25 protein-coding genes are annotated in these 24465 nt (G+C 69.9%); 14 read left to right on the top strand and 11 right to left on the bottom strand.

Annotated elements, in window-relative coordinates; genetic code table 11:
- The first annotated feature begins 6 nt into the window (after positions 1–6).
- The 7 genes from narJ to ALIDE2_RS02365 all read left to right on the top strand — a co-directional run bounded on the left by narJ (position 7) and on the right by ALIDE2_RS02365 (position 4768).
- The gene (gene narJ, locus ALIDE2_RS02335; RefSeq protein ID WP_013517409.1) at positions 7–708 is read left to right on the top strand and encodes a nitrate reductase molybdenum cofactor assembly chaperone; all 702 of its coding nucleotides are present in this window, start codon (positions 7–9) and stop codon (positions 706–708) included.
- Positions 705–1433, top strand: a complete 729-nt coding sequence (narI, locus tag ALIDE2_RS02340) for a respiratory nitrate reductase subunit gamma (protein WP_013721291.1) — start codon at positions 705–707, stop codon at positions 1431–1433. Before narJ ends, narI begins: the two co-directional genes overlap by 4 nt.
- 127 nt (positions 1434–1560) lie before the next feature.
- The gene (locus ALIDE2_RS02345; protein ID WP_013721292.1) at positions 1561–2388 is read left to right on the top strand and encodes a peptidylprolyl isomerase; all 828 of its coding nucleotides are present in this window, start codon (positions 1561–1563) and stop codon (positions 2386–2388) included.
- A gap of 34 nt (positions 2389–2422) precedes the next feature.
- Positions 2423–3100 carry a carbonic anhydrase gene (locus ALIDE2_RS02350; protein WP_013517412.1) on the top strand — a complete coding sequence of 226 codons (678 nt, stop codon included), beginning with the start codon at positions 2423–2425 and terminating at the stop codon, positions 3098–3100.
- Positions 3100–3750 (top strand): nitroreductase family protein, encoded by a 651-nt coding sequence (locus ALIDE2_RS02355; protein WP_013721293.1) that lies wholly within the window; start codon positions 3100–3102, stop codon positions 3748–3750. Before ALIDE2_RS02350 ends, ALIDE2_RS02355 begins: the two co-directional genes overlap by 1 nt.
- Positions 3747–4166, top strand: coding sequence for a hypothetical protein (locus ALIDE2_RS02360; RefSeq protein WP_013517414.1), 420 nt, complete (start codon positions 3747–3749; stop codon positions 4164–4166). Before ALIDE2_RS02355 ends, ALIDE2_RS02360 begins: the two co-directional genes overlap by 4 nt.
- Positions 4167–4219: 53 nt before the next feature.
- The gene (locus ALIDE2_RS02365; protein WP_013517415.1) at positions 4220–4768 is read left to right on the top strand and encodes a hemerythrin domain-containing protein; all 549 of its coding nucleotides are present in this window, start codon (positions 4220–4222) and stop codon (positions 4766–4768) included.
- Positions 4769–4957: 189 nt separating this feature from the next.
- Here the strand turns inward: ALIDE2_RS02365 and ALIDE2_RS02370 are convergent, their stop codons facing one another.
- Positions 4958–5245 (bottom strand): BTH_I0359 family protein, encoded by a 288-nt coding sequence (locus ALIDE2_RS02370; protein ID WP_013517416.1) that lies wholly within the window; start codon positions 5243–5245, stop codon positions 4958–4960.
- Positions 5246–5378: 133 nt separating this feature from the next.
- Positions 5379–6530: a DUF3108 domain-containing protein gene (locus ALIDE2_RS02375; protein ID WP_013721294.1), complete on the bottom strand. Its 1152-nt coding sequence runs from the start codon at positions 6528–6530 to the stop codon at positions 5379–5381.
- A 181-nt stretch (positions 6531–6711) separates the two neighbouring features.
- Between ALIDE2_RS02375 and ALIDE2_RS02380 the strand changes: the two genes are divergently transcribed.
- Positions 6712–7701, top strand: a complete 990-nt coding sequence (locus ALIDE2_RS02380; protein WP_013517418.1) for a fumarylacetoacetate hydrolase family protein — start codon at positions 6712–6714, stop codon at positions 7699–7701.
- Positions 7702–7959: 258 nt separating this feature from the next.
- Positions 7960–10062 (top strand): O-linked N-acetylglucosamine transferase, SPINDLY family protein, encoded by a 2103-nt coding sequence (locus tag ALIDE2_RS02385; protein WP_238530087.1) that lies wholly within the window; start codon positions 7960–7962, stop codon positions 10060–10062.
- A gap of 60 nt (positions 10063–10122) precedes the next feature.
- Here the strand turns inward: ALIDE2_RS02385 and ALIDE2_RS02390 are convergent, their stop codons facing one another.
- The 8 genes from ALIDE2_RS02390 to ALIDE2_RS02425 form a co-directional block, all read right to left on the bottom strand.
- Entirely contained in the window at positions 10123–12198 is a 2076-nt protein-coding gene (locus ALIDE2_RS02390; RefSeq protein WP_013517420.1) for a molybdopterin-containing oxidoreductase family protein, read from the bottom strand.
- A gap of 117 nt (positions 12199–12315) precedes the next feature.
- Positions 12316–13347, bottom strand: coding sequence for a Bug family tripartite tricarboxylate transporter substrate binding protein (locus tag ALIDE2_RS02395; protein WP_013517421.1), 1032 nt, complete (start codon positions 13345–13347; stop codon positions 12316–12318).
- 40 nt (positions 13348–13387) lie between these two features.
- The gene (locus tag ALIDE2_RS02400) at positions 13388–14296 is read right to left on the bottom strand and encodes an HpcH/HpaI aldolase/citrate lyase family protein (RefSeq protein ID WP_013721296.1); all 909 of its coding nucleotides are present in this window, start codon (positions 14294–14296) and stop codon (positions 13388–13390) included.
- A gap of 15 nt (positions 14297–14311) precedes the next feature.
- Entirely contained in the window at positions 14312–15544 is a 1233-nt protein-coding gene (locus ALIDE2_RS02405) for a CaiB/BaiF CoA transferase family protein (RefSeq protein WP_013721297.1), read from the bottom strand.
- On the bottom strand, positions 15541–16044 hold the full coding sequence (locus ALIDE2_RS02410; protein WP_013721298.1) for a MaoC family dehydratase: 504 nt from the start codon (positions 16042–16044) through the stop codon (positions 15541–15543). The genes ALIDE2_RS02405 and ALIDE2_RS02410 overlap by 4 nt, the downstream gene beginning before the upstream one ends.
- Positions 16041–17291, bottom strand: a complete 1251-nt coding sequence (locus ALIDE2_RS02415; RefSeq protein ID WP_013721299.1) for an acyl-CoA dehydrogenase family protein — start codon at positions 17289–17291, stop codon at positions 16041–16043. Before ALIDE2_RS02415 ends, ALIDE2_RS02410 begins: the two co-directional genes overlap by 4 nt.
- Positions 17292–17295: 4 nt before the next feature.
- Positions 17296–17799 carry a MaoC family dehydratase gene (locus ALIDE2_RS02420; RefSeq protein ID WP_013517426.1) on the bottom strand — a complete coding sequence of 168 codons (504 nt, stop codon included), beginning with the start codon at positions 17797–17799 and terminating at the stop codon, positions 17296–17298.
- Positions 17796–19175, bottom strand: coding sequence for an MmgE/PrpD family protein (locus ALIDE2_RS02425; protein WP_013721300.1), 1380 nt, complete (start codon positions 19173–19175; stop codon positions 17796–17798). Before ALIDE2_RS02425 ends, ALIDE2_RS02420 begins: the two co-directional genes overlap by 4 nt.
- A gap of 205 nt (positions 19176–19380) precedes the next feature.
- On the opposite strand from ALIDE2_RS02425, the gene ALIDE2_RS02430 reads away from it, so the two are divergent.
- The 4 genes from ALIDE2_RS02430 to ALIDE2_RS02445 all read left to right on the top strand — a co-directional run bounded on the left by ALIDE2_RS02430 (position 19381) and on the right by ALIDE2_RS02445 (position 22654).
- Entirely contained in the window at positions 19381–20256 is an 876-nt protein-coding gene (locus ALIDE2_RS02430; RefSeq protein ID WP_013721301.1) for an HpcH/HpaI aldolase/citrate lyase family protein, read from the top strand.
- Positions 20257–20262: 6 nt separating this feature from the next.
- Positions 20263–21021: an IclR family transcriptional regulator gene (locus tag ALIDE2_RS02435; RefSeq protein WP_013517429.1), complete on the top strand. Its 759-nt coding sequence runs from the start codon at positions 20263–20265 to the stop codon at positions 21019–21021.
- A 101-nt stretch (positions 21022–21122) separates the two neighbouring features.
- Positions 21123–22328 carry a M20 aminoacylase family protein gene (locus ALIDE2_RS02440; RefSeq protein WP_013721302.1) on the top strand — a complete coding sequence of 402 codons (1206 nt, stop codon included), beginning with the start codon at positions 21123–21125 and terminating at the stop codon, positions 22326–22328.
- A 68-nt stretch (positions 22329–22396) separates the two neighbouring features.
- Positions 22397–22654, top strand: coding sequence for an acyl-CoA-binding protein (locus tag ALIDE2_RS02445; protein ID WP_013517431.1), 258 nt, complete (start codon positions 22397–22399; stop codon positions 22652–22654).
- Positions 22655–22656: 2 nt separating this feature from the next.
- On the opposite strand, the gene ALIDE2_RS02450 is transcribed toward ALIDE2_RS02445, so the two are convergent.
- Positions 22657–23760: an aminopeptidase gene (locus ALIDE2_RS02450; protein WP_013721303.1), complete on the bottom strand. Its 1104-nt coding sequence runs from the start codon at positions 23758–23760 to the stop codon at positions 22657–22659.
- Between the two features lie 21 nt (positions 23761–23781).
- Here ALIDE2_RS02450 and ALIDE2_RS02455 point away from each other — a divergent pair, with 21 nt between their 5' ends.
- Positions 23782–24426 (top strand): DNA-3-methyladenine glycosylase I, encoded by a 645-nt coding sequence (locus tag ALIDE2_RS02455; protein WP_238530088.1) that lies wholly within the window; start codon positions 23782–23784, stop codon positions 24424–24426.
- Positions 24427–24465: the final 39 nt, after the last annotated feature.

The following is a 24465-nucleotide window of genomic DNA, read 5'->3' on the forward strand; positions in this document are numbered from 1 at the left end:
GCCCAGATGTTCAAGAAGACACCCGAGAGCATGCGCCTGACGCTGCGGGCGCTGGCGCGCCTGGTGGCCTATCCCGACGCCGGGCTGCGCGCGCAGATGCCCACGCTGGTCGACGCGCTGCAGTCCGAGCAGGTTCTGCCCGCGGCCCGCATGGCCGAGCTGCAGGCCTTGGTGCAGCAGATCTGCGCGATGGACCCGTACGAGGCCGAGGAGCGCTACGTCGATACCTTCGACCGCGGCCGCCAGACCTCGCTGCACCTGTTCGAGCACATCCACGGCGACTCGCGCGAGCGCGGCCCGGCGCTGATCGACCTGACGCAGACCTACGAGAAGGCCGGCCTGTACCTCGATGCGCAGGAGCTGCCCGACCACCTCGGCGTGGTGCTGGAGTTCGCATCGACCCAGCCCGCGCAGGTGGCGCGCGAATTCCTGGCCGAGATGGCGCACATCCTGAATGCGCTGTTCACCGCGCTGCAGGCCAAGGGCAGCCCCTACGCCAGCGTGGTCGCCGCCGTGCTCGAGGCCGCCGGCGAGAAGGCCCAGGCGGTGGCGATCGCGCCCGAGCCCGGGCTCGACGAAGCCTGGGCCGAACCCGAGGCCTTCGACGGCTGCGCCACGCGCGGGCAGAACCGCCCCGGCCAGCCCCAACCCCTGCATTTCGTGCGCAACGCGCGCTCCAACCCCTCTTCCCAAGGAGTCTCGCCATGACCGCCTGGATCGACCATTTCCTGTTCGGCCTGTACCCGTACATCTGCCTGGCCGTGTTCTTCATCGGCAGCTGGGTGCGCTTCGACCGCGACCAGTACACGTGGAAGAGCGACTCCTCGCAGCTCTTGCGCACCGGCAGCCTGCGCTGGGCCAGCAACCTGTTCCACATCGGCGTGCTGTTCCTGTTCTTCGGCCACTTCGTCGGCATGCTCACGCCGCACGCGCTCTACGAGCCCTTCATCAGCGCCGGCAACAAGCAACTGCTGGCCATGGTCTCGGGCGGCGCCGCCGGCCTGCTCGCCTTCATCGGCGTGACGCTGCTGCTGCACCGGCGCCTGACGGACGCGCGCATCCGCGCCACCAGCAAGACCAGCGACATCGCGCTGCTGTGGATCTTCTGGGTGCAGCTGGCGCTGGGCCTGGCGACCATCCCGCTGTCGGCGCAGCACCTGGACGGCTCGGTCATGATGCGCCTGGCCGAATGGGGCCAGCGCATCGTCACCTTCCGCTCCGGCGCGGTCGAGATGCTGGTGGGCACGGGCTGGATCTTCAAGGTGCACCTGTTCCTGGGCATGACGGTGTTCCTGATCTTCCCGTTCACGCGCCTGGTGCACATCTGGAGCGGTTTCGGCACGCTGGCCTATGTGCTGCGCCCCTACCAGTTGGTGCGCGCACGGCGCCTGAACGTGCCGGCCGGGCAGAACCAGCCGCGCCGCTCGCTCTGAAAAAACAGAGCTGCCAGCGCTTAATGCACAAGGGCTAGAGGCCAATCTGGCTTGAAGCCTCCCCCTTGGCGGGAGGATCCAGGCCACGGGCCCGCAGCCGCCATCCCCCGTTTCCAGGAAGACCCCCATGACCACCACCACCTGCGGATCGCACGCCTGCGGCTGCGGCGGCAGCGCCGCCCCGGTAGCGGACACCCCCGTCGCACGCATCAACGGTATCGCCCTGCACGCGCCCGGCGAGCAACTGCCCGAGGAACTGCTGCGCCAGCGGGCCTGCACCGAGCTGTTGCGCCAGCAGGCGCAGCGCGAGGGGTTGCTCGCGCAGGACGACGCGCCCGGCATGGACGGCGCCACGAGCATCGCCGCTACGCAGGCCATCGAGCAGTTGCTGGAGCGCGCGCTGCAGGTGCCCGAGCCCTCCGAGGAAGCCTGCCGTCGCTACCACGCCGCCCACCCCACGCTGCATGGCGAGGGCGAACGCCTGCGCCTGCGCCACGTGCTGTTCGCCGTGACGCCGGGCGTGGATGTGAAGCAGCTGCGCCAGCGCGCCGAGAGCGTGCTGCTGGACCTGCGCTGCGACGACGACGGCGGCGTGCGCTTTGCCGAGGCCGCGCGCCAATGGTCCAACTGCCCCAGCGGCCAGCAGGGCGGCGAGCTGGGCTGGCTCACCCAGGCCGACTGCGCGCCCGAGTTCGCGCGCGAAATCTTCGGCAAGGCCGAGGTCGGGGTCCTGTCCCGCCTGGTGCACAGCCGCTTCGGCCTGCACGTGGTCGAGGTGTGCGAGCGCGAGGCCGGCCGCGCCCTGGCCTTCGAAGAGGTCCAGGCCTCCGTGGCCCTGCTGCTGCGCCAGCAGGCATGGATCAACGCACTGCGCCAGTACCTGCAGCTGCTCGCGGGGGCTGCCGAGGTCGAAGGCGTGCAGCTGGACGCCGCCGACACCCCTCTGGTGCAATAGGCCATTGCGCGGTCTTGCCCGGAAAGAACTTCCCATGCCTGACGACGAGCTGCTACAGCGGCTGCGCCGCTTCCATCTGGACGACTTTCCCCAGTACCGGGAGCAATTCCAGACCCTCGTGGACCAGGGGCAGCACCCGACGACGCTGTTCATCGGCTGCTCGGACTCGCGCCTCGTGCCCTACCTGCTCACGGGCGCCGGCCCGGGCGAGCTGTTCCTGGTGCGCAACGTGGGCGCCTTCGTGCCGCCGTACGACGGCTCCTATGGCCATCACGGCACGGCCGCGGCCATCGAGTTCGCCGTGCTCAACCTCAACGTGAGCCGCATCGTGGTCTGCGGCCACAGCCACTGCGGGGCCATCAAGGCCTTGTACGGCGATGTCTCGCCCGAGGCGAAGAACCTGCAGCGCTGGCTGGACCTGGGCCGCGAGGCCGTGCTGCCGGTGCAGCCCGGCCCCGAGGCACTGCGCCGCACCGAGCAGCGCGCCGTGGTGCTGCAACTCGAACGCCTCATGGACTACCCCATGGTGCGCCGCCGCGTGCAGGACGGGCGCATCACGCTGCACGGCTGGCACTACGTGATCGAGGAGGGCGAGGTCCACGTGTTCGACGTGCAGAACGGCGGCTTCGTCGCCGCGTCGAAGGCGCAATCGAGCGGCACCGGCCCCTACCCGCCGTACGTGGAACACGACGGACAGGTGCTGGTGGACTGATGGCGGGCCGCGTTGAAGCCATGCAGGCGCCGCCGGCCGATTGGGCCGCCGCGCTGCTGCAGGCGCGCCAGACCATCCTGCCCAAGCGGCTGGGCGCGCCCGGGCCCGATGCAGCGCAGCTGCAGGCCATCATGGCCGCGGCGGCCCATGCGCCCGACCATGGCTGCCTGCTGCCCTGGCGCTTTGTGCTCGTGCCCCAGGAAGCGCGCACGGCATTGGCCGAGGCGTTCGCCCAGGCCCTGCGCGAACGCGACCCCGAGGCCACGCCCGCGCAGCAGGAGCAGGCGCGCGAGAAGGCATACCGCGCGCCCGTGCTGCTGCTGCTGGTCGTGGACGAGCTGCGGGACGACCCCGGGATCGCGCCCTGCGAGCGCATCCTGTCCGCCGGCTGCGCCGTGCAGAACCTGCTCCTCACGGCCACGGCGCTGGGCTTCGGCTCGGCGCTCACCAGCGGCAAGGCGCTGCAGTCGCAGGCGCTGCGCACGCTGTTCGCGCTGCAGGAGGGCGAGCGCGCCCTGTGCTTCGTGAGCGTGGGCACCGTGTTGTCGCGCAAGCCGGGGCGTGCGCGCCCCGCGCCGGCGCAGTACGTGGGCACCCTGGTGCCCGGCCGGGGCGTGCAGCCCTGGAAACAAGAAAGGACCCTGGCGTGAAGACCGAGATCAACAGTTTCGACGACCTGCTGCGCGCCGCGCGCGCGCACCGCGAGCGCCAGCGGCTGCTGTTCGTGTTCGCCGGCTCCGAGCTGCCCGACGACGCCACGCCCGCGCAGCGCGAGCGCTTCGCGCAGGGCGAGGGCGGCGTGCTGGTGCCGCTGATGTGCGTGGACAAGTTGCCGGAGGAGATCGAATCCTTCGACGCGCTGCTGCGCGAATCCCGGCAGTTCGAGAACCCGGCCCAGCCCTGGCGCCTGGTGTTCACCGCCGCGCTGTCGGGCACGCCGGGCAAGGCGCCCTCGGACGAGGACGCCGACCGCGTGCTGCGCCGCATGGTGGAGGCCGTCAAGACCGGCGCCTTCAGCGCCTATCTGCCCTTCAACCGCGAGGGACAACCCGTGCGGCTGGGCTAATCGAAGGCTATTCTTGCGGGCCGCGCGAGAGTAGCGCGAGAAGGCCCCCACCCATGACCACCCGTGTTTCCCTGCCCGGCATGCACACGCCGGGCGCCGGCTTCGACGAGCCCTTCGCCATGCTCGACGCCTGCCACGATCGCGTGCGCCGCTCGCTCGACCTGCTGGAGCGCCTGCGCGCCTATCTGCAGGACAAGGGCTGTGACGATTCCGCGCGCCAGGCCGCACGCGACGTGCTGCGCTACTTCGACATCGCCGCGCCGCTGCACCACGAGGACGAGGAACTGCATGTCTTCCCGCCGCTGCTGGCGCAGGGCGGCGACGAGCGCCTTGCGGCCCTGGTGCGCCAGCTGCAGCGCGACCACGTGCGCATGGCCGAACGCTGGGCCGAGGCGCGCCAGCCCCTGGAGCAGCTTGCCCAGGGCGCGCTGCAGGCCTTCGCGCCCGCGCACGAGACCGTGCTGGACCGCTTCGCGGACTGCTACGCCGACCACCTGCGCCACGAGGACGACAGCATCTACCCGGCGGCGCGCGCGCTGCTGGACATGGACGCCCAGCAGGCCATGGGCCGGGAAATGGCCGTGCGCCGCGGCGTGCGTTGAGACACTATTGAAAACATAGCTTGTAGCGCTTGATGGACGGGCGCTGGAGGCATATTTCTCTCAAAATCCCGTTGCTGAGTGCGCCCCAAAAGAAAGCGCCGTGGCGGGTGGCCACGGCGCGTTGTGCCCCTCGCGGGGCGGCGGCCTACCGGGGGTGGGCCGCGAAGGGGCCGAAGCCCCCTGGAACTCTCAATGCACTACGACAGGATTTTGCGCCAGCCCGATGTAGCCGTCCAGCGTGTCCTCCACCTCTTCCTGAGTGGGGGTATTAAGCTGCCAGGCCAGGATCTGCTGCTGGAACAGCTCGGCCCAGGAGCCGTCCAGATAGACCTCCTTGCCCGAGCGCTTGTCCACGATCTCGAAGCCGTGGCGCACCAGCTGGGGCGGCTGGGGTGTGTCGTCCGTGGCGCCACTGCGGTCGGCATCCGGCAGCATGTGGACAACCACAAAGGAATCGGAGTCGTAGAGCATTTGCATGGCGTGGGCCCCCTGTTAGGTATGCCTGTCAGATGGCAACGCGGGGCGAGAGTTCAAGTCCCCCTGCCGCCGGGGTGTTGCCGTGGACAGTATTTCACGAAAACCGGCCCTCTGCGCGTTCGCGGCGGGGTGGTCAGGGCGCTTCGTGGCCGGAGAGCAGCAGGTCGACGAAGTCGCCGTTGCTCTGGCTCAGGCGTATGCGCACGGGCAGATAGCCGAGCTCCGTGCCCAGCCACAGCTCGGCCTTCTGGTCGTAGTGCTGGTCCTCGCGCGGCAGGCGCTGCAGCTTCAGGGCCGGCGTGCTGCCCACGGGCAGGTTCAGGGTCTCGGGGCCGTCCACGGTGAAGGTCCAGCGGTCGGCGTTGCGTGCACCCACGGTGGTCAGCGTGATCTGCGTGCCCGGCGGGTAGCGCCCGGGCGCGGCGGCCAGCATGGCGCCAAGCTGGATGAACACGCTCAGGCGATCCTGCGCGCCGTCGCCGATGGTGGCGCGTGGGGTGTTGGCGCTGAATATCACCTCGTGCTTGTCGAAATCGAAATGCGCGGCCCGCTCGCTGCGGGCCTTGTCGCCGAAGCGCTCGGGCCGCAGGCCCCGGGGCGTGATCTGCCCCACACTGCTTTGCGAGCGCGCGCCGAGCAAAAAGGCCTTGATCTGCTGGCGCGCCTCGTAGCGCGAGCCGTCCTGGCGCCACACCAGCTCGGCGCTGGCGCTGTAGTGGAACCGCTTGACTTCGCCGGTCACGTCGAACGTGAGCCGCGTGGACGGCGGCAGGCGCACGGGCGGCGGTTCGGTGCTGGCGCCGGCGCCGGAGGCTCCGGGCGGCCGGATCTCCACCCCCGCGCTTTCGGCGGGTGGCTCTTGCGGCGCGGGGGTGGCGCTCGCCGCCGGGGTGGGCTCGGCGGCGGCCGATGCTGCGGCCTGGGGCGGCTCGGGCGCGGCGTCGGCCTCGGCGCCGACCGTGCCCTCCTCGGTTGCCGGCGGAGCGGTTTCGGCCGGGGACTCGTCTGTCAGGGGGGAAGTGGGGGCCGCCGGCGCTGGCTCCGGTGCCTCGGGGGCTGGCGGCGCCGGCCTGGGCCGGGGCTTGCGCACGGGGCGCGGGGCGGCCGGCGGCGGCGGCGCGGGGGCGGCCTCGGGCTCGGGCGGCGGCGGCTCCACCATGCGTGTGTGAAAGCTCATCCTCCGCGGCATGCCCTGGCCCGTGCCGCCCAGCGGCAGGTCCGCCAGCAGCAGCCAGTGCAGGGCCAGCACCAGGGTGGTGATTAACAGCAGGGCGCGGCACGGCATGGCAGGGGCGTCAGCGTGCGGGGCCGCGCGGAGGGCGGTCGATCGGGCCGCCCCAGCTGGATTCCACCGATTGGATGCCGACGTGTTCCTTGTCCATCTACACTAGATTCCGTTTGATCGAATCAATTCATCGGGTCGTGGTTTGTGCTGTGCGCACAGTGCCGGCCAAGGAGCATTGCCCATGAAACTCGCCACCTACAAGGATGGATCGCGCGACGGCCAGCTCGTGGTGGTCTCGCGCGACTTGGGGCAGGCCCATTATGCGACCGGCATCGCGAGCCGCCTGCAGCAGGTGCTGGACGACTGGAACTTCATGGCGCCCCAGCTGCAGGACCTGTACGAGCAGCTCAACGCAGGCCGCGCGCGCCACGCTTTCCCGTTCGACCCGCGCCAGTGCATGGCGCCGCTGCCGCGCGCCTACCAGTGGGCGGACGGGTCGGCCTACATCAACCACGTGGAACTGGTGCGAAAAGCGCGCAACGCCGAGGTTCCTGCCAGCTTCTACACCGATCCGCTCATGTACCAGGGCGGCAGCGACGATTTCCTGGGCCCCTGCGACGACGTGGCCGTGCCGTCCGAGGCCATGGGCATCGACTTCGAGGCCGAGATCGCCGTCGTCACGGGCGACGTGAGGATGGGCGCCAGCCCCGAGCAGGCGCTCGACGGCATACGCCTGGTGATGCTGGCCAACGACTGGTCCCTGCGCAACCTGATCCCGGCCGAGCTGGCCAAGGGCTTCGGCTTCTTCCAGTCCAAGCCCGCCACCGCGTTCAGCCCCGTGGCGGTCACGCCGGACGAGCTGGGCGACGCCTGGGAGGGCGGGCGCGTGCACCTCACGCTGCAATCGACCTGGAACGGCCGCAAGGTCGGCATGTGCGACGCGGGGCCCGAGATGACCTTCCACTTCGGCCAGCTCATCGCCCACATCGCCAAAACGCGCAACGTGCGCGCAGGCTCCATCGTGGGCAGCGGCACGGTGAGCAACAAGGACTGGACCAGGGGCTACAGCTGCATTGCGGAGAAGCGCTGCATCGAGGCCATCCAGGACGGGCAGCCCAGCACGGAGTTCATGCAGTACGGCGACACTATCCGCATCGAGATGAAGGGCAGGGACGGGCAGAGCCTGTTCGGCGCGATCGACCAGCAGATCGTGCCGATAAGCGAGGGTTGAAGGATGGCGCCATGGCGGAGCTGCATGCGCCGCGCGGCGCGGCAGGTGGAACGGCGCTAGACTGCGGCCTCCGCTGCTTGCGCATCGGCGCGAATTCCCGGTGTCCATGCCGTTCGCGCGGGAGGCCCTTTCTCCGACCCAGAGCATCCGAGCACCGTGACAGACTCGAAAAAGCCGAACTTCAACATCCGTTTCCAGAGCCCCGCGGTGCCGGCACCCGGTTTCCCTTCCGCTGGCGTATCGTTTCGCGTGCCCACCATGCAGCCGCCAGAACCTGCATTGCCCGACGACGCACAAGCGTGCAATACGCAAGGCAACACATGGCTGCAGGCCAATCGGGTCGCGGATGCCATCAAGGCCTACGACCGTGCCATCGCGCTGCAGGCCGATTATCTGGATCCGCATTTCAATCGCGGCAATGCGCTGCTGCGCCTGGGGCGCAAGGCCGAGGCGCTGACTGCTTTTGAGCGTGCGATCGCTCTCGCACCCGGGCTGGCGCTGGCGCACTACAACCGTGCCACCGTGCTCGAAGGCATGGGCCGGGAGCAGGAGTCCATGGACAGCTACCGGCAGGTGCTGTGCATCGAGCCCGGCCACGTGCAGGCCCAGTTCAACCTGGGTTGTCTGCATCTGCGCCGCAAGGCGTATGGCGAGGCCGTAGCCTGCATGGATCGGGTGCTTGCGCTGGAGCCGCGACTGGCGCAGGCGCACAACAACCGGGGCAATGCGCTGCTGAAGTCCCGGCACCTGCTGGAGGCCGTCGCCAGCTTCGACCAGGCCCTGGCGCTGCAGCCGCAGTATGCCGATGCGCTCGTCAACCGCGGCAATGCGCGCCTGCAGCGCAAGGAACATGCGCAGGCATTCGCAGACCTCGACCGGGCCATCCGGCTCAACCCCGACCAGGCGCAGTCGCGGCAGCTCATGGGGACGCTGCTCAGGGATTCCAAGCGCCATGAAGAGGCACTGCAGGAATTCCAGCGGGCCTGGCGTTGCAACCCCGGGCAGCCGGGCTTGCTGACCGACATCCTGGGTGCCAAGACCGCCGTCTGCGATTGGCACAACATCGGCGCCGGCATCGACCGCCTCGGGCAGGCAGTGGCGCAGCGGCAACCAGGCGTTTCACCGTTCTCCGTCGCGGTGCTGTGCGATGACCCGGCGCTGCAGTTGCAGGCCGCGCGCAATTTCGTGGCGGCGGACTACCCGGAAAACCCGTTGCTGGGCCCGGTCGCGCCGCGTGCGGACGGCGGCAGGATACGCGTGGGCTATTACTCAGCGGACTTCCACCACCATGCCACGGCCATACTGATGGCGGAGCTGTTCGAGTTGCACGACCGCGAGCGCTTCGAGTGGTTCGCCTTCTCCTTCGGCCCGGATTCGCAGGACGCCATGCACGTGCGCGTGCGCCAGGCCTTCGACCATTTCCTCGACGTGCGCGACCGCAGCGACGAAGCGGTCGCCCGTCTTTCGCGCGAGCTGGGCATCGACATCGCAGTCGATCTCAAAGGCTTCACCCAGGACACGCGCTTCGGCATTTTTTCCTATCGCTGCGCGCCGGTGCAGGTAAGCTACCTGGGCTACCCCGGCACCACCGGGGCGGACTATATCGACTACGCTATCGCCGACAAGGTGGTTCTGCCCCCGCAGGCGCGGTGCCATTTCAGCGAGAAGGTGGTCTACCTGCCCCACAGCTACCAGGTCAATGACTCGAAACGCCGCATCGCCGATCGTGCCTTCACCCGCGAGGCATTGGGCCTGCCTGCCACGGGCTTCGTCTTTTGCTGCTTCAACAACAACTACAAGATCCTGCCGCAGATGCTCGACGGCTGGGGGCGCATCCTGCACGCGGTCGAGGACAGCGTGCTGTGGCTGCTCGAAGACAACCCTGCCGTGTCGCGCAATCTGCTGCGCGAAGCCCAGGCCCGGGGCATTGCGCCGCAGCGGCTGGTGTTCGCGCAGCGCATGCCGCTGGACGAGCACCTGGCGCGGCATCGCCTGGCCGATCTGTTCCTCGATACGCTGCCGTGCAACGCGCACACCACCGCCAGCGATGCGTTGTGGGCGGGCCTGCCCGTGCTGACCTGCGCGGGCCAGTCTTTTGCCAGCCGCGTGGCCGCCAGCCTGCTGCATGCCGTGGGGCTGCCCGAGCTCGTGACCGAGACCCAGGGGGCGTACGAGGCGCGCGCCATTGCGCTGGCGCGCGACGCGGGACAGCTGGATGCCCTGCGCAGCAGGTTGCATGCGCAGGCACCTGCGTCGCCATTGTTCGATGCCCGGCGCTTCGCGCGCGATCTCGAAGCCGCGTACGTGGTCATGCATGCACGCGCCGTGCAAGGCTTGCCACCCGAGGCGTTCAAGGTTTGATGGAAGTGAAAAGGAGCGCTCAGCGCTTTATACGTAAGCGCTGATTGCTTTTTTTTATAGTCAAGACGCAGCCAGCGCCTCCACCTGTACTGCGCAGTCGTAGAACGTCGGCCCCGCGCCCATGTCCGTCAGGGCCTGGCTCGTGATCTCGTTGACGTTGGTGCCGCCGTGCCCCAGCTTGCGCCACCAGATCCCCAGGCCGTTGACCACGCCGGGGCGCGCGCGCCCGTTGAGCGTGGCGTGGCATTCGTAGCTGCCGCGGTCGTTGAACACGCGCACCAGGGCGCCGTCGGCGATGCCGCGTGCGGCGGCGTCGTCGGGGTGCAGCTCCAGCAGCGGGCGGCCCTCGATGTCGCGCAGGCTTTGCAGGCTCACGAAGGTGGAGTTGAGGAAGTTGCGCGCCGGCGGCGAGATCATGGCCAGCGGGTAGGCGGCCGAGCTGCCCGCCGCCTCGTGGTTGGGCACGTGGCCGGGCAGCGGGTCCAGGCCCTGCCGGGCAAGGCGCTCGCTGTAGAACTCGCAGCGGCCCGAGGGGGTGGGAAAGCCTCCTTCGGCAAACGGGGCGTCGGGCACGGGCAGCGGGGCGAAGCCGTCGGCGAGCAGCCGTGGGAAGTCCACGGCCTCGCCATAGGCCTGGCGGCACAGCTGCTCGTCCGTGTCGGCGAAGCAGGGATCGGCGAACCCCATGCGCGCCGCCAGGTCGCGGAAGATCTGTGCGTTGCTGCGCGCCTGGCCCTGGGGGGCAATGGCCGGGCGGTTGAGCAGCACGTCCGTGTGGCCGTAGGCCAGGTGCACGTCCCAGTGTTCGAGCTGCGTGGTGGCGGGCAGGATGTAGTCGGCGTAGTCGGCCGTGTCGGTCTGGAAATGTTCCAGCACCACGGTGAACAGGTCTTCGCGTGCGAAGCCCCGCACCACCTTGGGAGAGTCGGGCGCCACGGCCACGGGGTTGCTGTTGTAGACCACCAGGGCCTCGATCTTCGGGCCGAAGGCGGGTGAGGATTCGCGCAGCAGGTCGTCGCCTATGGTCACCATGTTGATGGTGCGTGGCGCGCGGCCGGCCAGCAGCTCGGGGCGCTGCAGCCGCGCGCGGTCCACGGGAAACGCGCCCGAGCTCGACAGCAGCACGCCGCCCGCGCGCTGGCGCCACGCGCCCGTGAGCGCGGGCAGGCAGGCAATGGCGCGCACCGCGTTGCCGCCACCATGCACGCGCTGCACGCCGTAGTTCAGGCGGATGGCGGCAGGCTTCGTCGTACCGTAGTCGCGGGCCAGGCGGCGGATCTGCTCCACGGGGAGGCCGCAGACCTCGGCCGCGCGCGCGGGCGGGAATGTGAGCGCGCGTTCGCGCAGCTGCGGCCAGCCGAGCGTGTGGCGGGTGATGTAGTCGTGGTCCAGCCAGTCGTTTTCGATCAGCTCGTGCATCAGCGCCAGGGCCAGCGCGGCGTCGGTGCCGGGGCGCAGCTGCAGGTGCTCGTGGCATTTCTCGGCGGTCTCGGTGCGGCGCGGGTCTATGCACACCAGGCGCGCGCCGTTCCTCTTGGCCTGCTGGGCGATGCGCCAGAAGTGCAGGTTGCTGCCTATGGAGTTGCTGCCCCAGATCAGGATGAGCCGGGCCTCGGCGAAGAACTCCACCTTCATGCCCACTTTGCCGCCCAGCGTGTGGACGAGCCCCTCGCCGCCCGCCGTGGAGCAGATGCTGCGGTGGAGCAGCGACGCACCCAGGCGGTGGAAGAAGCGCCGGTCCATGCTCTCGCCCTGTACCAGGCCCATGGTGCCCGCGTAGCTGTAGGGCACGATGGCCTGCGCGTCGCACGCGGCGATCGCGCCCAGGCGCCGGGCGATGTCGTCCAGCGCCTCGTCCCACGGCACGGGCGCGAATTGGCCGCTGCCCTTGGGGCCGGTGCGCTTCAAGGGCGTGAGGATGCGGTTCGCATGGTGCGTGCGCTCGGCATAGCGCGACACCTTGGCGCACAGCACGCCGCCCGTCTGCGCGTGCGCCGGGTTGCCCTGCACGCGCACGGCGCGGCCGTTTTCTACGGTGGTCAGCAGGGCGCAGGTGTCGGGGCAGTCATGCGGGCAGGCGCCGCGCACCAACTGGGGCGCCGGCACGGCCGCTGTGGGGGAGGTAGGGGCGTTCATCGGGCGTTCGTTCTCGGACCGGCCTGCACAGGCCAGGGTGGCAGCTTATCCGCAACGGGGCCGCCACGCACGGGCAGGGGCAAACGGCGCGCCCCTGCCGCCGCCCCCCCACTCCTCTCAACCCACCTGGAGGTTCAGGGCCTTGGTCAGCCGGCGGTAGGCGGGCCAGGTGGTGCGCACGAACTGGCGCAGGTCCTCGCCCGTCCAGGGCGGGCGCACCTGGCCGAGCTGCTCCATCAGCGTCTTGATGCGGGGCGATTCTCGGTACGAGGCGTCGATGACCGCGGCGAGCCGCTCGATCACCTCGTGTGGCGTGCCCTTGGGCGCGAGGAACATGTTGGATTCCTGCGTGGCCGTGTAGGCCTCGCCGGTGAAGCCGGCCTCTTCCCAGGTCTGCAGATTGGGCAGCGCCGGATTGCGGCTCGAACCCGAAATGAGGTGGATCGCGCGGAACTTGCCGTTCTGCAGCCCAGGCGCCAGCCCGGCCAGCGAGCCCGCGCCCACGTCGATGTTGCCGGCCATCAGGTCCAGCACCATGGGGCCGGTGCCGCGGTAGTTGACGATGTTGAACTGGGCGCCCGTGTCCTTCACGAGCTGCGTCACCATGATCTGCCAGCCCGAGCCGATGCCGTAGTTGCCCACCGACACCGGCGTCTTCTTCGCGTACTCGATCAGCTCGCGCATGCTGTTCACCGGCAGGCCGCTGCGCACCACGGCGGGCGAGCTGCCGGTGCCGAAGGCGCCGATGGGGATCAGGTCGTTGTCGGGGTCGAAGGGCACCTTGCTCAGCAGCACCGGTGCCTGCGCGAGCTGGCTGTGCAGCACGCACAGCAGCGTGTAGCCGTCGGGCGCAGAGCGCACCACGGTGTCGCCGGCGATGGTGCCCACGGCGCCGGGCTTGTTCTCGATGACCACGGGTGCGCCGAGCCTGGCGGTGATGAACTCGCCGACCGCGCGCGCGGTGGCGTCGTTGGACGAGCCCGTGGCCTGGCCGCAGATGATGCGTATGGGCTTGCTGGGCCACGGCGCGCCGCCCTGGGCCAGCGCGGCGCCGGGCAGGCCCGCCGCCGCGGCGAGCCCGAACCCGAGCCGGAGCACGTCGCGCCGCGATGCCTGCACGCGCGCGGGCGCGCTGTCGCAATGGTTCATGTCTGTCTCCTGGTGTCTTTGGAATGGATGAATGGAGCCGCTAGATGCCGATCAGGTCGGCCCGCTCCACCAGATTGCGCACGATGCGCACCGAGGCGATGTCGATCATCTTTCCCTCGAACTGCACCGCGCCCAGGCCCTGGGCAAGGGCCTCGTCGTAGGCGGCCATCATGCGGCGCGCGCGCACCACGTCCTCTGCGCGCGGCGAGAACACACGCTGCGCGATCTCGACCTGCGAGGGGTGGATGGCCCACTTGCCCACCATGCCCAGGGTCATGGCGCGGCGGCATTCCTCCTCGTAGGCGGCCGGGTCCTTGAAATTGGCGTAGGGGCCATCCACCGCGTCGATGCGGTTGCAGCGCGCGGCCACGGTGATCTTCTGGCGCTGGTAGTGCCACAGGTCGCCGGGGTAGCCGCTGGCGCCGCCGATGTCCTTGAGCGACACGCCCTGGCTGGCCGAATAGTCGCCCATGCCGAAGATCAGGCATTCCAGGCGCGGCGAGGCGGCGGCGATCGCGTCCACCTGCTGCAGGCCCTCGACCTCTTCGATCAGCACGTCCAGGCCGATGCGCTTGGTGAGGCCCAGCTTCTTCTCCATCATGGTCAGCAGCTTGTCCACGAACTGGATGTCGGCGGCCGACAGGGCCTTGGGCAGCATGATCACGTCCAGGTTCCCGCGCGCGCCCTCCACCACCTCGATGATGTCCTCGTAGGCGTATTCGGTGGTCAGGTCGTTCACGCGCACGCAGCGCACCGTGCGGCCCCAGGGCAGGGTGTTGAGCGCGCGCACGATCTTCTGGCGCGCGGGCCGCTTCTCGGCGGGGGCTACGGCATCCTCCAGGTCGAGGAAGACGTAGTCCACGCCCAGGCCGGCGGCCTTTTCCATCATCTTCTCGCTGGAGCCGGGCACGGAGAGCTGGCAGCGGCGCAATCGTCGGGGTCGGTTCATGGGTGGTTTCTCCTGTCAGGGGGAGGGTTGCGGGGACGTGGGGGCGGGCTGCAGGCCGAACTCGCGCAGGATCTCGCCCGCGTGCTCGTCCACCAGCGGCGCGCGGCGGTGCACGCCGCCGGGCGTGCGGCCCATGTGGATGGGCGTGCCGGCGATGGTCAGTGGCCGTTCGGCGCCCGGCTGCTCGGTCGGCACCAGCATGCCGCGTGCCTGGAAGTGCGGGTCATGGAAGATGTCCTGCGCGTACAGAACCGGGCCGAAGGGGATGCGCCCGCCCAGCAGGCGCACCAGCTCGGCCTGGGTGTGGCGCCGCGTCCAGGCGCCGACCTCGGCCTCGACGAAGGCGCGGTGGCGCACGCGCGCCTCGTTGGACGCGCAGCGCGGGTCGGCGGCCAGGTCGGCGCGCCCCATGATGCGCGCCAGCGGCTCCCAGAAGCGGTCGTTGGGCACGCCCAGGCTCACGTAGCCGTCGGATGCGGGGAAGATGCCGAAGGGGCACAGCAGGGGGTGGCCGTTGCCGTCGGGCCGCGAATCCACGCCCGCGGCGCTGTACTGGTAGACGATGCGCTCGCACAGCGCCAGCACCGCGTCGGCCATGGCCACGTCCACGAACTGGCCCTGGCCCGTGCGCTGCACGCTCCAGCAGGCTGCGGCGACGGCGTAGGCCAGGTACATGGCGGGCAGCAGGTCGCCCACGCCGGGGCCGATCTTGGTGGGGGCGCCGCCCACCTCGGGGCCGGTGACGCCCATGATGCCGCCCATGGCCTGGGCCACCGGGTCGTAGGCCGGCCAGTGCGTGTAGGGGGTCTCGCCCGAGCGCGGGTCACCGAAGCCGCGCAGCGCCGCGTACACCAGCCGGGGGTTGTGCGCGGCCAGCGTCTCGTAGGACAGGCCTAGGCCCTCCATCACGCCGGCGCGGTAGTTCTCCACCAGCACGTCGGCCTGGCGCACCATGGCGATCAACTGCGCCTTGCCGGCCTCGGACTTGAGGTCCACCACGATGGAGCGCTTGTTGCGGTTGACCGAGCCGAAGTAGGCGCCGAACCCGCCCTCGTCGAAGGGCCGCGCCCCGGGCAGGAAGGGGCCGTGGCGCCGCGTGGCGTCGCCGCCGGGCGGCTCGACCTTGATGACGTCCGCCCCCTGGTCCGCGAGCAGCATGGTCGCGTAGGGGCCGGCCAGCATCTGCGTGAGGTCGAGCACCCGCAGGCCTTGCAGGGCGCCGAACGCGGGCGTGCCGGGCGCGGTCATGCGGTGGCGCCCGCCGCGGGGTCGGGGCGGCGGCGCAGGATGACCGTGCGCTCGGCCTGCACGCACAGCTTGCGGTCCTGGTTCACGCCGTAGTGGCGAAAGCGCACCCGGCCCGTGGCGCCGCCGGGTTCCTCGTCGGCCTGCAGCACCTCGCTGTAGGCGTACAGCGTGTCGCCGTGGAACACGGGGTGGCTGAGCTTGATGGCGGTGAGGCCCACCTCGCGCACGCACTGCTCGGCCGTGTCCTGCGAGGCCAGGCCGATCACCATCGACAGGTTGATCCCGCCGAACACCACGCGCTGGCTGAAGATGGCGCCGGGCGCGGCCTGGCGCATGCGGTCCTCGTTGAAGTGGCCCTCGGCGGTGTTCATCACCAGGTTGGTGAGGAGCACGTTGTCCATCTCGGTCACGGTCTTGCCGCGCGCGTGGCGGATCACCCGGCCCACGGGGAAGTCCTCGAAATAGTTGTCGGGGCTGGTCAGGGCTGCGCGGTTTGTCATGCGGCCTCCGTGCGTGCGCCGGCGGCGGACTCGAAGGCGCGGCTGGCGATCATGTCCTCCAGCACCGACTTGCCCAGCAGGTTGTTGGCGATGATGCGCTGCTGGATCTCCGAGGTGCCCTCGAAGATCTTGGTCAGGCGCGCGTCGCGCCAGTGGCGCTCCACCGCGAAGAGCTTGGTGTAGCCGGCGCCGCCGAAGATCTGCAGCGCCTCGGAGGTGACGCGCTCGGCCATCTCGGTGGCGAACAGCTTCACCATCGAGGCCTCGGTGTCGCAGCGCCGCCCGCTGTCGATCGCGCTGCACACGTAATGCAGCAGTTGCCGCGCGGCCTCCACCTCGGTGGCCATGGTGGCGATCTTGAAGCGGATGGCCTGGTACTCGGCGATGGGCATGCCGAACTGCTTGCGCTCCCTGGCGTAGGCGATGGCGTCCTCCAGCGCGCCCTGGGCCAGCCCGATGGCGCGCGCGGCGGTGTGCGCGCGCGCCGTCTCCAGCCCCTTGGCCATGATGAGGAAGGCCTGGCCCGGCGCGCCGATCAGGTTCTCCCTGGGAACGCGCAGGTCGTTCAGGGCCAGCTCGAAGGTCTTCCAGCCGAAGTAGCCGATCTTGGGGATGGGCTGGCCCACCATGCCGGGCGGGAACTCGCCGCGCTTCTTCTCGATGAGGAAACACGAGATGCCCTCCCAGCGCTTCTTCGGGTGCGTGGGCTTGGCGGTGCGCGCGAAGACGTTGATGTAGTCCGCCCCGTCGGCGAAGGTGCACCAGTACTTGTTGCCGTTGAGCACCCACTCGTCGCCCACGAGCTCGGCGCGGCAGGAGATGGAGGCCAGGTCCGAGCCCGTATCGGGCTCGGACAGCGCGCTGGCGTTGAGGAACTCGCCGCGCACGACGCGGGGCAGGTACTTGCGCCGCATCTCCTCCGGCATCTCGTTCTTGATGAAGCCGCCCTGGGCGCGCGCCACCAGCGAGGCCACCGACATCCAGCCGCGCGCGAGCTGCTCGCAGATCAGGCAGTACTCGAAGGTGCCCAGGCCCATGCCGCCGTATTCCTCGGGGATGGTGATGCCGAAGTAGCCCATGTCGGCCATCTTCCGGCGCAGCTCCATGGGGATCTCGCCGTCCGGGCCGTCCAGCTGGTTGGCCACGGGCAGCACCTCGTTCATGGTGAAGTCGCGCGCCGCGTCGCGGATCATGATCCGCTCCTCGGTCATGTAGCCCTTGCCGTCGATGGTGGGGGTGGTGTTCATGGGTTCAGCTCCTTGTGCGCACCAGGTTGGCGCGCTTGAATGCGATGACGGGCGCGCCCGCGGCGTTGCGACCCACGGTGTGCCACTGCACGATGCCGTAGCCGGGGCGTTTGTCCGCCAGCCGGGCCTGGATCACTTCCGATTCGGCATACAGCGTCTCGCCCGGCTGGACGGGCTGCAGGTACTCCAGGTCGTCCACGCCCAGGAAGGGCCCGCCGCCCTCGGACAGGTCCTCGACCGACAGGCCGAACACCACGTTGAAGACCAGCAGCGGGTTCACCGGCGAGCCCGGCAGGCCCTCCGCGCGGGCCAGGTGGGCGTTGGTGTAGACCGGGTTGTAGGCCAGCGTCAGCGTGGAGAAGAGCGTGTTGTCCGCCTCCGTCACGGTCCGCCCCCAGTGGTGCCTGAACCGGCGCCCGATGGCGAAGTCCTCGAAGCGGTTGCCGCGCGGCCACTCGGCCGCGCTGCGTTCCAGAAAATCCACAATGTCGTCTGTCGTTGTCGTCATGTCGTGATCGCCTCATGCAGGGAAAGAAGATCGGGCTGGCGCTCCAGCGTCTCGATGCACCGCACCAGGGCATCGAAGCGTCCCGGCGCCAGCACGCCGCGCGTGACGGCGCGGCCCTTGGCGACCAGGGCCCGCCATTGCGCGGGCAGGTCCTCGCGCGGGACGCCCACGTCGGCGTAGTGCGCGTGCACCGCGCCGCCGCGCGCGTGCAGTTCCACCCGCGCGCCCTTGGCGCTGGGCAGGTGCTCGAAGCGCACCTGCACGCGCTCGCGCCAGCGCACCAGATCGGCGTCGCACGCCAGCGCGTCGGTGTAAGCGTCCAGGTCGGCCGTGTCGTGGCCGTGCGCCACCATGGCCATCAGGTGGCGCAGCGAGAACTTGACCTGCAACCCGGTGGCCGGCGCGGCGATGTTGCAGACGCTGTCGTGCCCGGGGGGCACGTGCACGTCCAGGCGCTCGACGTCCTCGGGCGCGAGGCGCGTGCGCGCCAGCAGGGCGCGCAGCGCCTCGATGGCCGAATGCGTGAGGTAGCAGGCGGCGTGGTATTTGTAGAGCGTGTCCTGCACGGCCCAGCGCTCCGACACCACCGGCGCCTCGCGCAGGCCCGTGCACTGCGTGGCGGCGAAACCCTGGGCGCCCTCGATGCCGTCGGCCGCGGCGGTGAAGCCCTGCTGCGCTAGCCGGGCGGCCCACAGGCCGTTCATCGCCGCCTTGCCCGCGTGCAGCGGCTTGGCCATGGTGCCGAACATGCACTTGAGCCCGGCCGCCTGCGTGGCCGCCAGGCCCAGCGCGTGGCGCGCCTGTGCGTCCGTGAGGCCCAGCACATGGGCTGCTGCTGCGGCGGCGCCGAAGGTGCCGATGGTGCCAGTGGCATGAAAGCCGTTGGCGTAGTGCGCGCCGCCGAACTGCTCGCCCACCAGGGCCTCGGCCTCGTGCCCCAGCACCACGGCGTCCAGCAGTTGCCGGCCGCTGCAGCCGCGCAGGGCCGACGCCGCCAGGGCCGTCGGCACCACGGGCACGCTGGGGTGGCCGTGCATGCGGGAGTTCACGTCGTCGTAGTCCAGCGCATGCCCAGCCGTGCCGTTGACCAGCACGGCCCACGGGGCCGAGGGGCCGGTGAACGGCACCAGGCCGACGCTGGGCTCCCACTGCGGGTCGTGCAGCCGCGCCACGATGCGCACCGCGGGCTCGCGCATGCCGGCCAGCGCCACGCAGGCCCAGTCCAGCAGCGCGTGCCGCGCGCATTCGCGGGCCACGTCCGGCACCGCATCGGCGCCGCCCTCGCACATCAGCCCGGCCAGGGTGTCGGTGAGCTCCCCCGGGGGCCGCGCGGCGGTGCCCTGGACGGCCCGCAGTGCCGCCGCTTCTGTCGTCATTGCCTGTCTCCTGCCGCCCCGTTCCGTGAGGCCTGCGAAGAAGTATCGGAGCCATGCCGCGCCGAATCCATCACATCCGTGATGCATGCCGTGGATTGGCAGAGGGTCTTCAATACATCACATACGTGATATGTTGAGGGGGAGAGGAGGAGGAATACTCGGCACCGCTCTTCTCCCTTCTTCCAATGACCGACGCAGGACTTCCATGACCCAAGCCACTTCCCCCATCGGCGCCATGCGCTCCGTGCTCTACATGCCCGGCGACAAGGAGCGCGCGCTCCAGAAGATCCCCGGCCTCGCGGCCGACGTGGTCGTGCTCGACCTGGAGGACGCGGTCGCGCCCGAGAAGAAGGCCGAGGCGCGCGAGCGCATCGTGCAGACGCTGGCCGAGCCCGCCAATGCGGCTCGTGCCCTGGTCGTGCGCACCAACGGCGTGGACACGCCCGAATTCGCCGCCGACCTGCAGGCCGTGGCCCGCGCGCGGCCCGCCGCCGTGCTGATCCCCAAGTACGAAACCCTGGAGGCTCTGCAGGCGCTGCGCGACGGCCTGCGCGCGGCGGGCGCGCCGGGCCTGCCCGTCTGGGCCATGGTCGAGACGCCGCTGGGCATCGCCGACATCGCCCGCCTGGCCGACGCCAACCAGGCGCCCGGCGAGGCCTATCCCCTGACTACGCTGGTGATCGGCACCAACGACATCGCCCGCCTCACCGGCACGCGCATGGACGATGGCCGCCGGCATATGCTGGCCTGGCTCTCCACCGTGCTCATCCATGCCAAGGCGCGCGGCCTGCGCGTGCTGGACGGCGTGTACAACGACTTCTCGGACGCGGAAGGCTTCGCGCGCGAGGCCGCGCAGGCGCGCGCCATGGGCTTCGACGGCAAGACGCTGATCCACCCCGCGCAGATCGCGCCCGCGCATGTGGCCTTCGCGCCCACGCCCGAGGAGCGCGCCTGGGCCGAGAAGGTGGTGCAGGCCTTCGCCCTGCCGGAGAACCAGGGCAGCGGCGCGATCAAGCTCGACGGCGGCATGGTGGAGCTGCTGCACCTGGAGATCGCGCGACGCTGGCTGGCCGCTGCCTGAGGCACTATGGCTTCCGTGCCGGACGCCAACGTCAAGTCGGCCACGCGCGTGCTGGAGCTGCTGGAGTTCTTCGCCGAGCACCGCAGGCCCATGAGCACCGCCGACGTGGTCAACGAGCTGGGCTACCCCCAGTCCAGTAGCACGGTGCTGCTGCAGACGCTGATGCGCCTGCGCTACCTGGACTACGACCGCAAGAGCCGCAAGTACTTCCCCACCGTGCGCGTGGCCCTGCTGGGCAGCTGGATCACCGAGAACCTGTACAGCGAACGCAGCCTGTCCAAGATCGTCAACGACCTGCACGCCAGGACCTCGGCCACCGTCATCCTCGGCTTGCAGAACGACATCTACGTGCAGTACATCAACGTGTGCCAGACGCCGCAGCGGCGCAGCCAGCTCAAGTGGTACCTCAAGCCCGGCTCGCTGCGGCCGCTGGCGCGCTCCTCGGTGGGCAAGGCGGTTCTCTCCAGCAAGCCCGACGCGGAGCTGATCTACCTGCTGCGGCGCATCAACGCCTCGGAGACGCGGCCGGAGAACCGCGTGTCCGAAGCCGACCTGCTCGAAGAGATGGACCGCATCCGCGAGACCGGCTACTCGCTTACCACCGGCACGGTGAACCCGCAGGCGGGCGTGGTCGCGTGCCTGATTCCATCGCACCCGCAGCAGCCCGTGATGGCGCTGGGCATCGGCGCGGAGAACGCGGAACTACTGCGCAACAAGGACCGCTACCTGCACCTGCTGCGCGAGGCGCTGGAGCCCTTCTGCTGAAGGGCGCGGAGAAGCTGGCGCCATGCTGCAGTGCAAATAAGCCCCTGGTGGCGCGGGGTCGGGGGCCGGGCTAGACTGACCGGCTCGTAAGGACGCACACCATGAAAGTTATCGATTCCATCGCTGCCGCAGCGCCCGCCATCGCCGCCGTGCGGCGCGACATCCATGCCCATCCCGAGCTGTGCTTCAAGGAAGAGCGCACGGCCGACCTGATCGCCGCCAAGCTCACCGAATGGGGCATCCCCATCCACCGCGGCCTGGGCACCACGGGCGTGGTGGGCATCGTGCACGGCCGCGACGGCGGCGCCTGCGGCCGCGCCGTGGGCCTGCGCGCGGACATCGACGCCCTGCCCATGCAGGAGTTCAACACCTTCGCCCACGCCAGCAAGCATGCGGGCAAGATGCACGCCTGCGGCCATGACGGGCACACGGCCATGCTGCTGGCGGCGGCGCAGCACCTGGCCGGGCACCGCGACTTCGACGGCACGGTGTACCTGATCTTCCAGCCGGCCGAGGAGGGCGGCGGCGGCGCGCGCGAGATGATCAAGGACGGCCTGTTCGAGCGCTTCCCCATGCAGGCCGTGTTCGGTATGCACAACTGGCCCGGCATGCCCGCGGGCAGCTTCGCCGTGAGCCCCGGGCCGGTGATGGCGTCGAGCAACGAGTTCAAGATCACCATCCACGGCAAGGGCAGCCATGGCGCCATGCCGCACCTGGGGATTGACCCCGTGCCCGTGGCCTGCCAGATGGTGCAGGCCTTCCAGACCATCATCAGCCGCAACAAGAAGCCCATCGAGGCCGGCGTGATCTCGGTCACCATGATCCGGGCCGGCGAGGCCACCAACGTGGTGCCCGACTTCTGCGTGCTGCAGGGCACGGTGCGCACCTTCTCCATCGAACTGCTGGACATGATCGAGCGGCGCATGCGCCAGGTGGCCGAGCACACCTGCGCGGCGTTCGAGGCCACGTGCGAGTTCGAGTTCGTGCGCAACTACCCGCCTACGGTGAACTCCGCTGCCGAGGCCGAGTTCGCGCGCCGGGTGATGGCCGGCATCGTCGGCGAAGACAAGGTGCTGCCGCAGGAGCCCACGGGCGGGGCCGAGGACTTCTCCTTCATGCTGCAGGCCAAGCCGGGCGCCTACGTCTTCATCGCCAACGGCGACGGCACGCACCGCGACATGGGCCATGGCGCCGGCCCCTGCACGCTGCACAACCCGAGCTACGACTTCAACGACGCGCTGATCCCGCTGGGCGGCACCTACTGGGTGGAACTGGCGCGCCAGTGGCTGGCGAATCCGACGGCATGAGGGTGGCGTAAAAAAGAACGATCGTTCGCGTATTGGCTACACTGCGGGTTTTTGATTAGGAGACCCGCATGTCCGACCTGAACGCCGCCTTCGAGGCCGCCGTCGCCAACTCCAAGCTGCTGACCGAGCGCCCCGACAACCCCACGCTGCTGAAGATCTACGCCCTGTACAAGCAGGCCACGGCGGGCGACAACGCCGAGAAGAAGCCGAGCTTCTCCGACATCGTGGGCCGCGCCAAATGGGACGCCTGGGAAAAGCTCAAGGGCACGGCCAGCGACGCGGCCAAGCAGCAGTACATCGACCTCATCGAATCGCTGCGCGGCTGAGGTCAGCCGGCCAGCGCCTTGAGCGCCTCCTCGCGCCCGGGCTGCGGCATCTTCGCCAGGGCCCGAACGGCCGCATGGAAGCGCGGCCAGTCGCGCCCCTCGCGCTCGAACAGCGCCACGAAGGCCGGCACCAGGTCGTCGTAGGCGCCCTGCGCCGCGAAGCTGGCGTTGTTGGCTTCGCGCACCCACTGGTCCAGGGGCGCCAGCTGCGCGGGCGGCGTGTGCGCCGCCAGCCAGCGCGAGCGCAGCAGCGCATAGTTGGCATGGAACTGCAGCATTGCTTCTGATTTCATAGCTGCAAGGGCAGTGTGGTCGGGTGTTGTATCGCTCTTTTGCTCATAAATGGCCGCCAGGCGCTCGCGCGTGGCGCGCGTGAGGGCGCGGAACTGCGCGCGGCGCTGCTCGCTGGCGGCGAACTGTGCGCGCACCGCGGGCGTGGCATGCCGCTCCAGCCAGCGCTGCACGCCCAGGCGCTCCACGGCCGTGGCGTAGGACTCGTTGAACGCCGTGTCGCCCTCGGCGTAGACCTGCTGGTGCGCCAGCTCGTGGAACAGCAGGCGCACGAAGTCTCCCTCGGGCCAGGCGATGAAGGTGGACAGCAGCGGATCGCCGCCCAGCCAGTTGCTGTAGCACAGCGTGGAATAGGCGGGCACGCCGTATACGTTCACCTCCAGCCCCGTGGCGGCCAGCCGGGCGGCCTCGGCGCGGGCGTCGGCCTCGTCGAAGTAGCCCCGGTAGCCTATGCAGCCGGTGACGGGAAAGCACCAGCGGTGGAGCTCAAGCGAGTAGGGCCCGGCCGCCACCACGTTCCACACGGCCGCGCGGCGGTCCAGGCGCGCGTAGCGCCGGTAGCTGGCGTTGTCGGGCAGGGCCAGGTCGATGATGGAGAAGGCGCGCGCCTTCCGTGCCAGCTCCAGCCGCGCGCGCAGCGGCGCCGGGGTGTCCGGGCTGTCGATCCATTCCTGCACGGGGCGTGCCGCCTGCAGCAGCGCCAGATGCCCGCGCAGCGACTGCCAGTAGTAGCCGGGCGTGCCGCCCGAATGCGCGCAGCCCGAGAGAAGCAGGGCGAGCAGCGGGATGAGGAGTGATGAGGCGATGCGTTGCATGACGGCATGCAGAATACCGCCATGCCAGACACCACCGATACAGGCCTGTTCACCGACGACGGCGGCCACGCGCGCTGCTTCTGGTGCCGCGCCTCGCCGCTGTACCGCCACTACCACGACCATGAATGGGGCTTTCCCGTGGCGGACGAGCGCCGCCTGTTCGAGAAGCTCTGCCTGGAGGGCTTCCAGGCGGGTCTCTCCTGGATCACCATCCTGAACAAGCGCGAGGCCTTCCGCGCGGCGATGGCGAACTTCGAGGCCGAGGAGCTGGCGCGCTTCGGCCCGGCCGAGGTCGAGCGCCTGATGGGCATTGCTGCCATCGTGCGCCACCGCGGCAAGATCGAATCGGCCATCAACAACGCGCGGCGCGTGCTCGAACTGCGCGGCGAGTTCGGCTCGCTGGCCGCCTACGTCTGGCGCTATGCACCGCAGGCCGCGCAGGACAGGCCTGGGCGCATGACGCTCGAAGCCGTGCGTGCGCTCACGACCAGCGCGGCGTCGGCGGCGCTGTCCAAGGACCTGAAGAAACGGGGCTTCAGCTTCGTCGGCCCCACGACCATGTACGCCTTCATGCAGGCCATGGGGCTGGTCAACGACCACATCGAGGGCTGCGGCGCGCGTGCCGCGGCGCATGCGGCGCGGGCCGCATTTGCCCCGCCCCAATGAAAAACAGCCCTCCGAGGAGGGCTGCCGCGTTGCCACCGG

The organism is Alicycliphilus denitrificans K601 (assembly GCF_000204645.1).
Taxonomy (GTDB): domain Bacteria; phylum Pseudomonadota; class Gammaproteobacteria; order Burkholderiales; family Burkholderiaceae_C; genus Alicycliphilus; species Alicycliphilus denitrificans.

What these genes read in the sequence shown, in the direction of transcription:
- ALIDE2_RS02410 (WP_013721298.1), bottom strand. Translation starts at nt 16,044, where the DNA reads ATGACAAACCGCGCAGCCCTGACCAGCCCCGACAACTATTTCGAGGAC.
- ALIDE2_RS02345 (WP_013721292.1), top strand. Translation starts at nt 1,561, where the DNA reads ATGACCACCACCACCTGCGGATCGCACGCCTGCGGCTGCGGCGGCAGC.
- ALIDE2_RS02455 (WP_238530088.1), top strand. Translation starts at nt 23,782, where the DNA reads ATGCCAGACACCACCGATACAGGCCTGTTCACCGACGACGGCGGCCAC.
- ALIDE2_RS02445 (WP_013517431.1), top strand. Translation starts at nt 22,397, where the DNA reads ATGTCCGACCTGAACGCCGCCTTCGAGGCCGCCGTCGCCAACTCCAAG.
- ALIDE2_RS02450 (WP_013721303.1), bottom strand. Translation starts at nt 23,760, where the DNA reads ATGCAACGCATCGCCTCATCACTCCTCATCCCGCTGCTCGCCCTGCTT.
- ALIDE2_RS02440 (WP_013721302.1), top strand. Translation starts at nt 21,123, where the DNA reads ATGAAAGTTATCGATTCCATCGCTGCCGCAGCGCCCGCCATCGCCGCC.
- ALIDE2_RS02350 (WP_013517412.1), top strand. Translation starts at nt 2,423, where the DNA reads ATGCCTGACGACGAGCTGCTACAGCGGCTGCGCCGCTTCCATCTGGAC.
- ALIDE2_RS02390 (WP_013517420.1), bottom strand. Translation starts at nt 12,198, where the DNA reads ATGAACGCCCCTACCTCCCCCACAGCGGCCGTGCCGGCGCCCCAGTTG.
- ALIDE2_RS02415 (WP_013721299.1), bottom strand. Translation starts at nt 17,291, where the DNA reads ATGAACACCACCCCCACCATCGACGGCAAGGGCTACATGACCGAGGAG.
- ALIDE2_RS02385 (WP_238530087.1), top strand. Translation starts at nt 7,960, where the DNA reads ATGCAGCCGCCAGAACCTGCATTGCCCGACGACGCACAAGCGTGCAAT.
- ALIDE2_RS02425 (WP_013721300.1), bottom strand. Translation starts at nt 19,175, where the DNA reads ATGACGACAGAAGCGGCGGCACTGCGGGCCGTCCAGGGCACCGCCGCG.
- ALIDE2_RS02355 (WP_013721293.1), top strand. Translation starts at nt 3,100, where the DNA reads ATGGCGGGCCGCGTTGAAGCCATGCAGGCGCCGCCGGCCGATTGGGCC.
- narJ (WP_013517409.1), top strand. Translation starts at nt 7, where the DNA reads ATGTTCAAGAAGACACCCGAGAGCATGCGCCTGACGCTGCGGGCGCTG.
- ALIDE2_RS02420 (WP_013517426.1), bottom strand. Translation starts at nt 17,799, where the DNA reads ATGACGACAACGACAGACGACATTGTGGATTTTCTGGAACGCAGCGCG.
- narI (WP_013721291.1), top strand. Translation starts at nt 705, where the DNA reads ATGACCGCCTGGATCGACCATTTCCTGTTCGGCCTGTACCCGTACATC.
- ALIDE2_RS02380 (WP_013517418.1), top strand. Translation starts at nt 6,712, where the DNA reads ATGAAACTCGCCACCTACAAGGATGGATCGCGCGACGGCCAGCTCGTG.
- ALIDE2_RS02370 (WP_013517416.1), bottom strand. Translation starts at nt 5,245, where the DNA reads ATGCAAATGCTCTACGACTCCGATTCCTTTGTGGTTGTCCACATGCTG.
- ALIDE2_RS02435 (WP_013517429.1), top strand. Translation starts at nt 20,263, where the DNA reads ATGGCTTCCGTGCCGGACGCCAACGTCAAGTCGGCCACGCGCGTGCTG.
- ALIDE2_RS02365 (WP_013517415.1), top strand. Translation starts at nt 4,220, where the DNA reads ATGACCACCCGTGTTTCCCTGCCCGGCATGCACACGCCGGGCGCCGGC.
- ALIDE2_RS02375 (WP_013721294.1), bottom strand. Translation starts at nt 6,530, where the DNA reads ATGCCGTGCCGCGCCCTGCTGTTAATCACCACCCTGGTGCTGGCCCTG.
- ALIDE2_RS02430 (WP_013721301.1), top strand. Translation starts at nt 19,381, where the DNA reads ATGACCCAAGCCACTTCCCCCATCGGCGCCATGCGCTCCGTGCTCTAC.
- ALIDE2_RS02400 (WP_013721296.1), bottom strand. Translation starts at nt 14,296, where the DNA reads ATGAACCGACCCCGACGATTGCGCCGCTGCCAGCTCTCCGTGCCCGGC.
- ALIDE2_RS02395 (WP_013517421.1), bottom strand. Translation starts at nt 13,347, where the DNA reads ATGAACCATTGCGACAGCGCGCCCGCGCGCGTGCAGGCATCGCGGCGC.
- ALIDE2_RS02405 (WP_013721297.1), bottom strand. Translation starts at nt 15,544, where the DNA reads ATGACCGCGCCCGGCACGCCCGCGTTCGGCGCCCTGCAAGGCCTGCGG.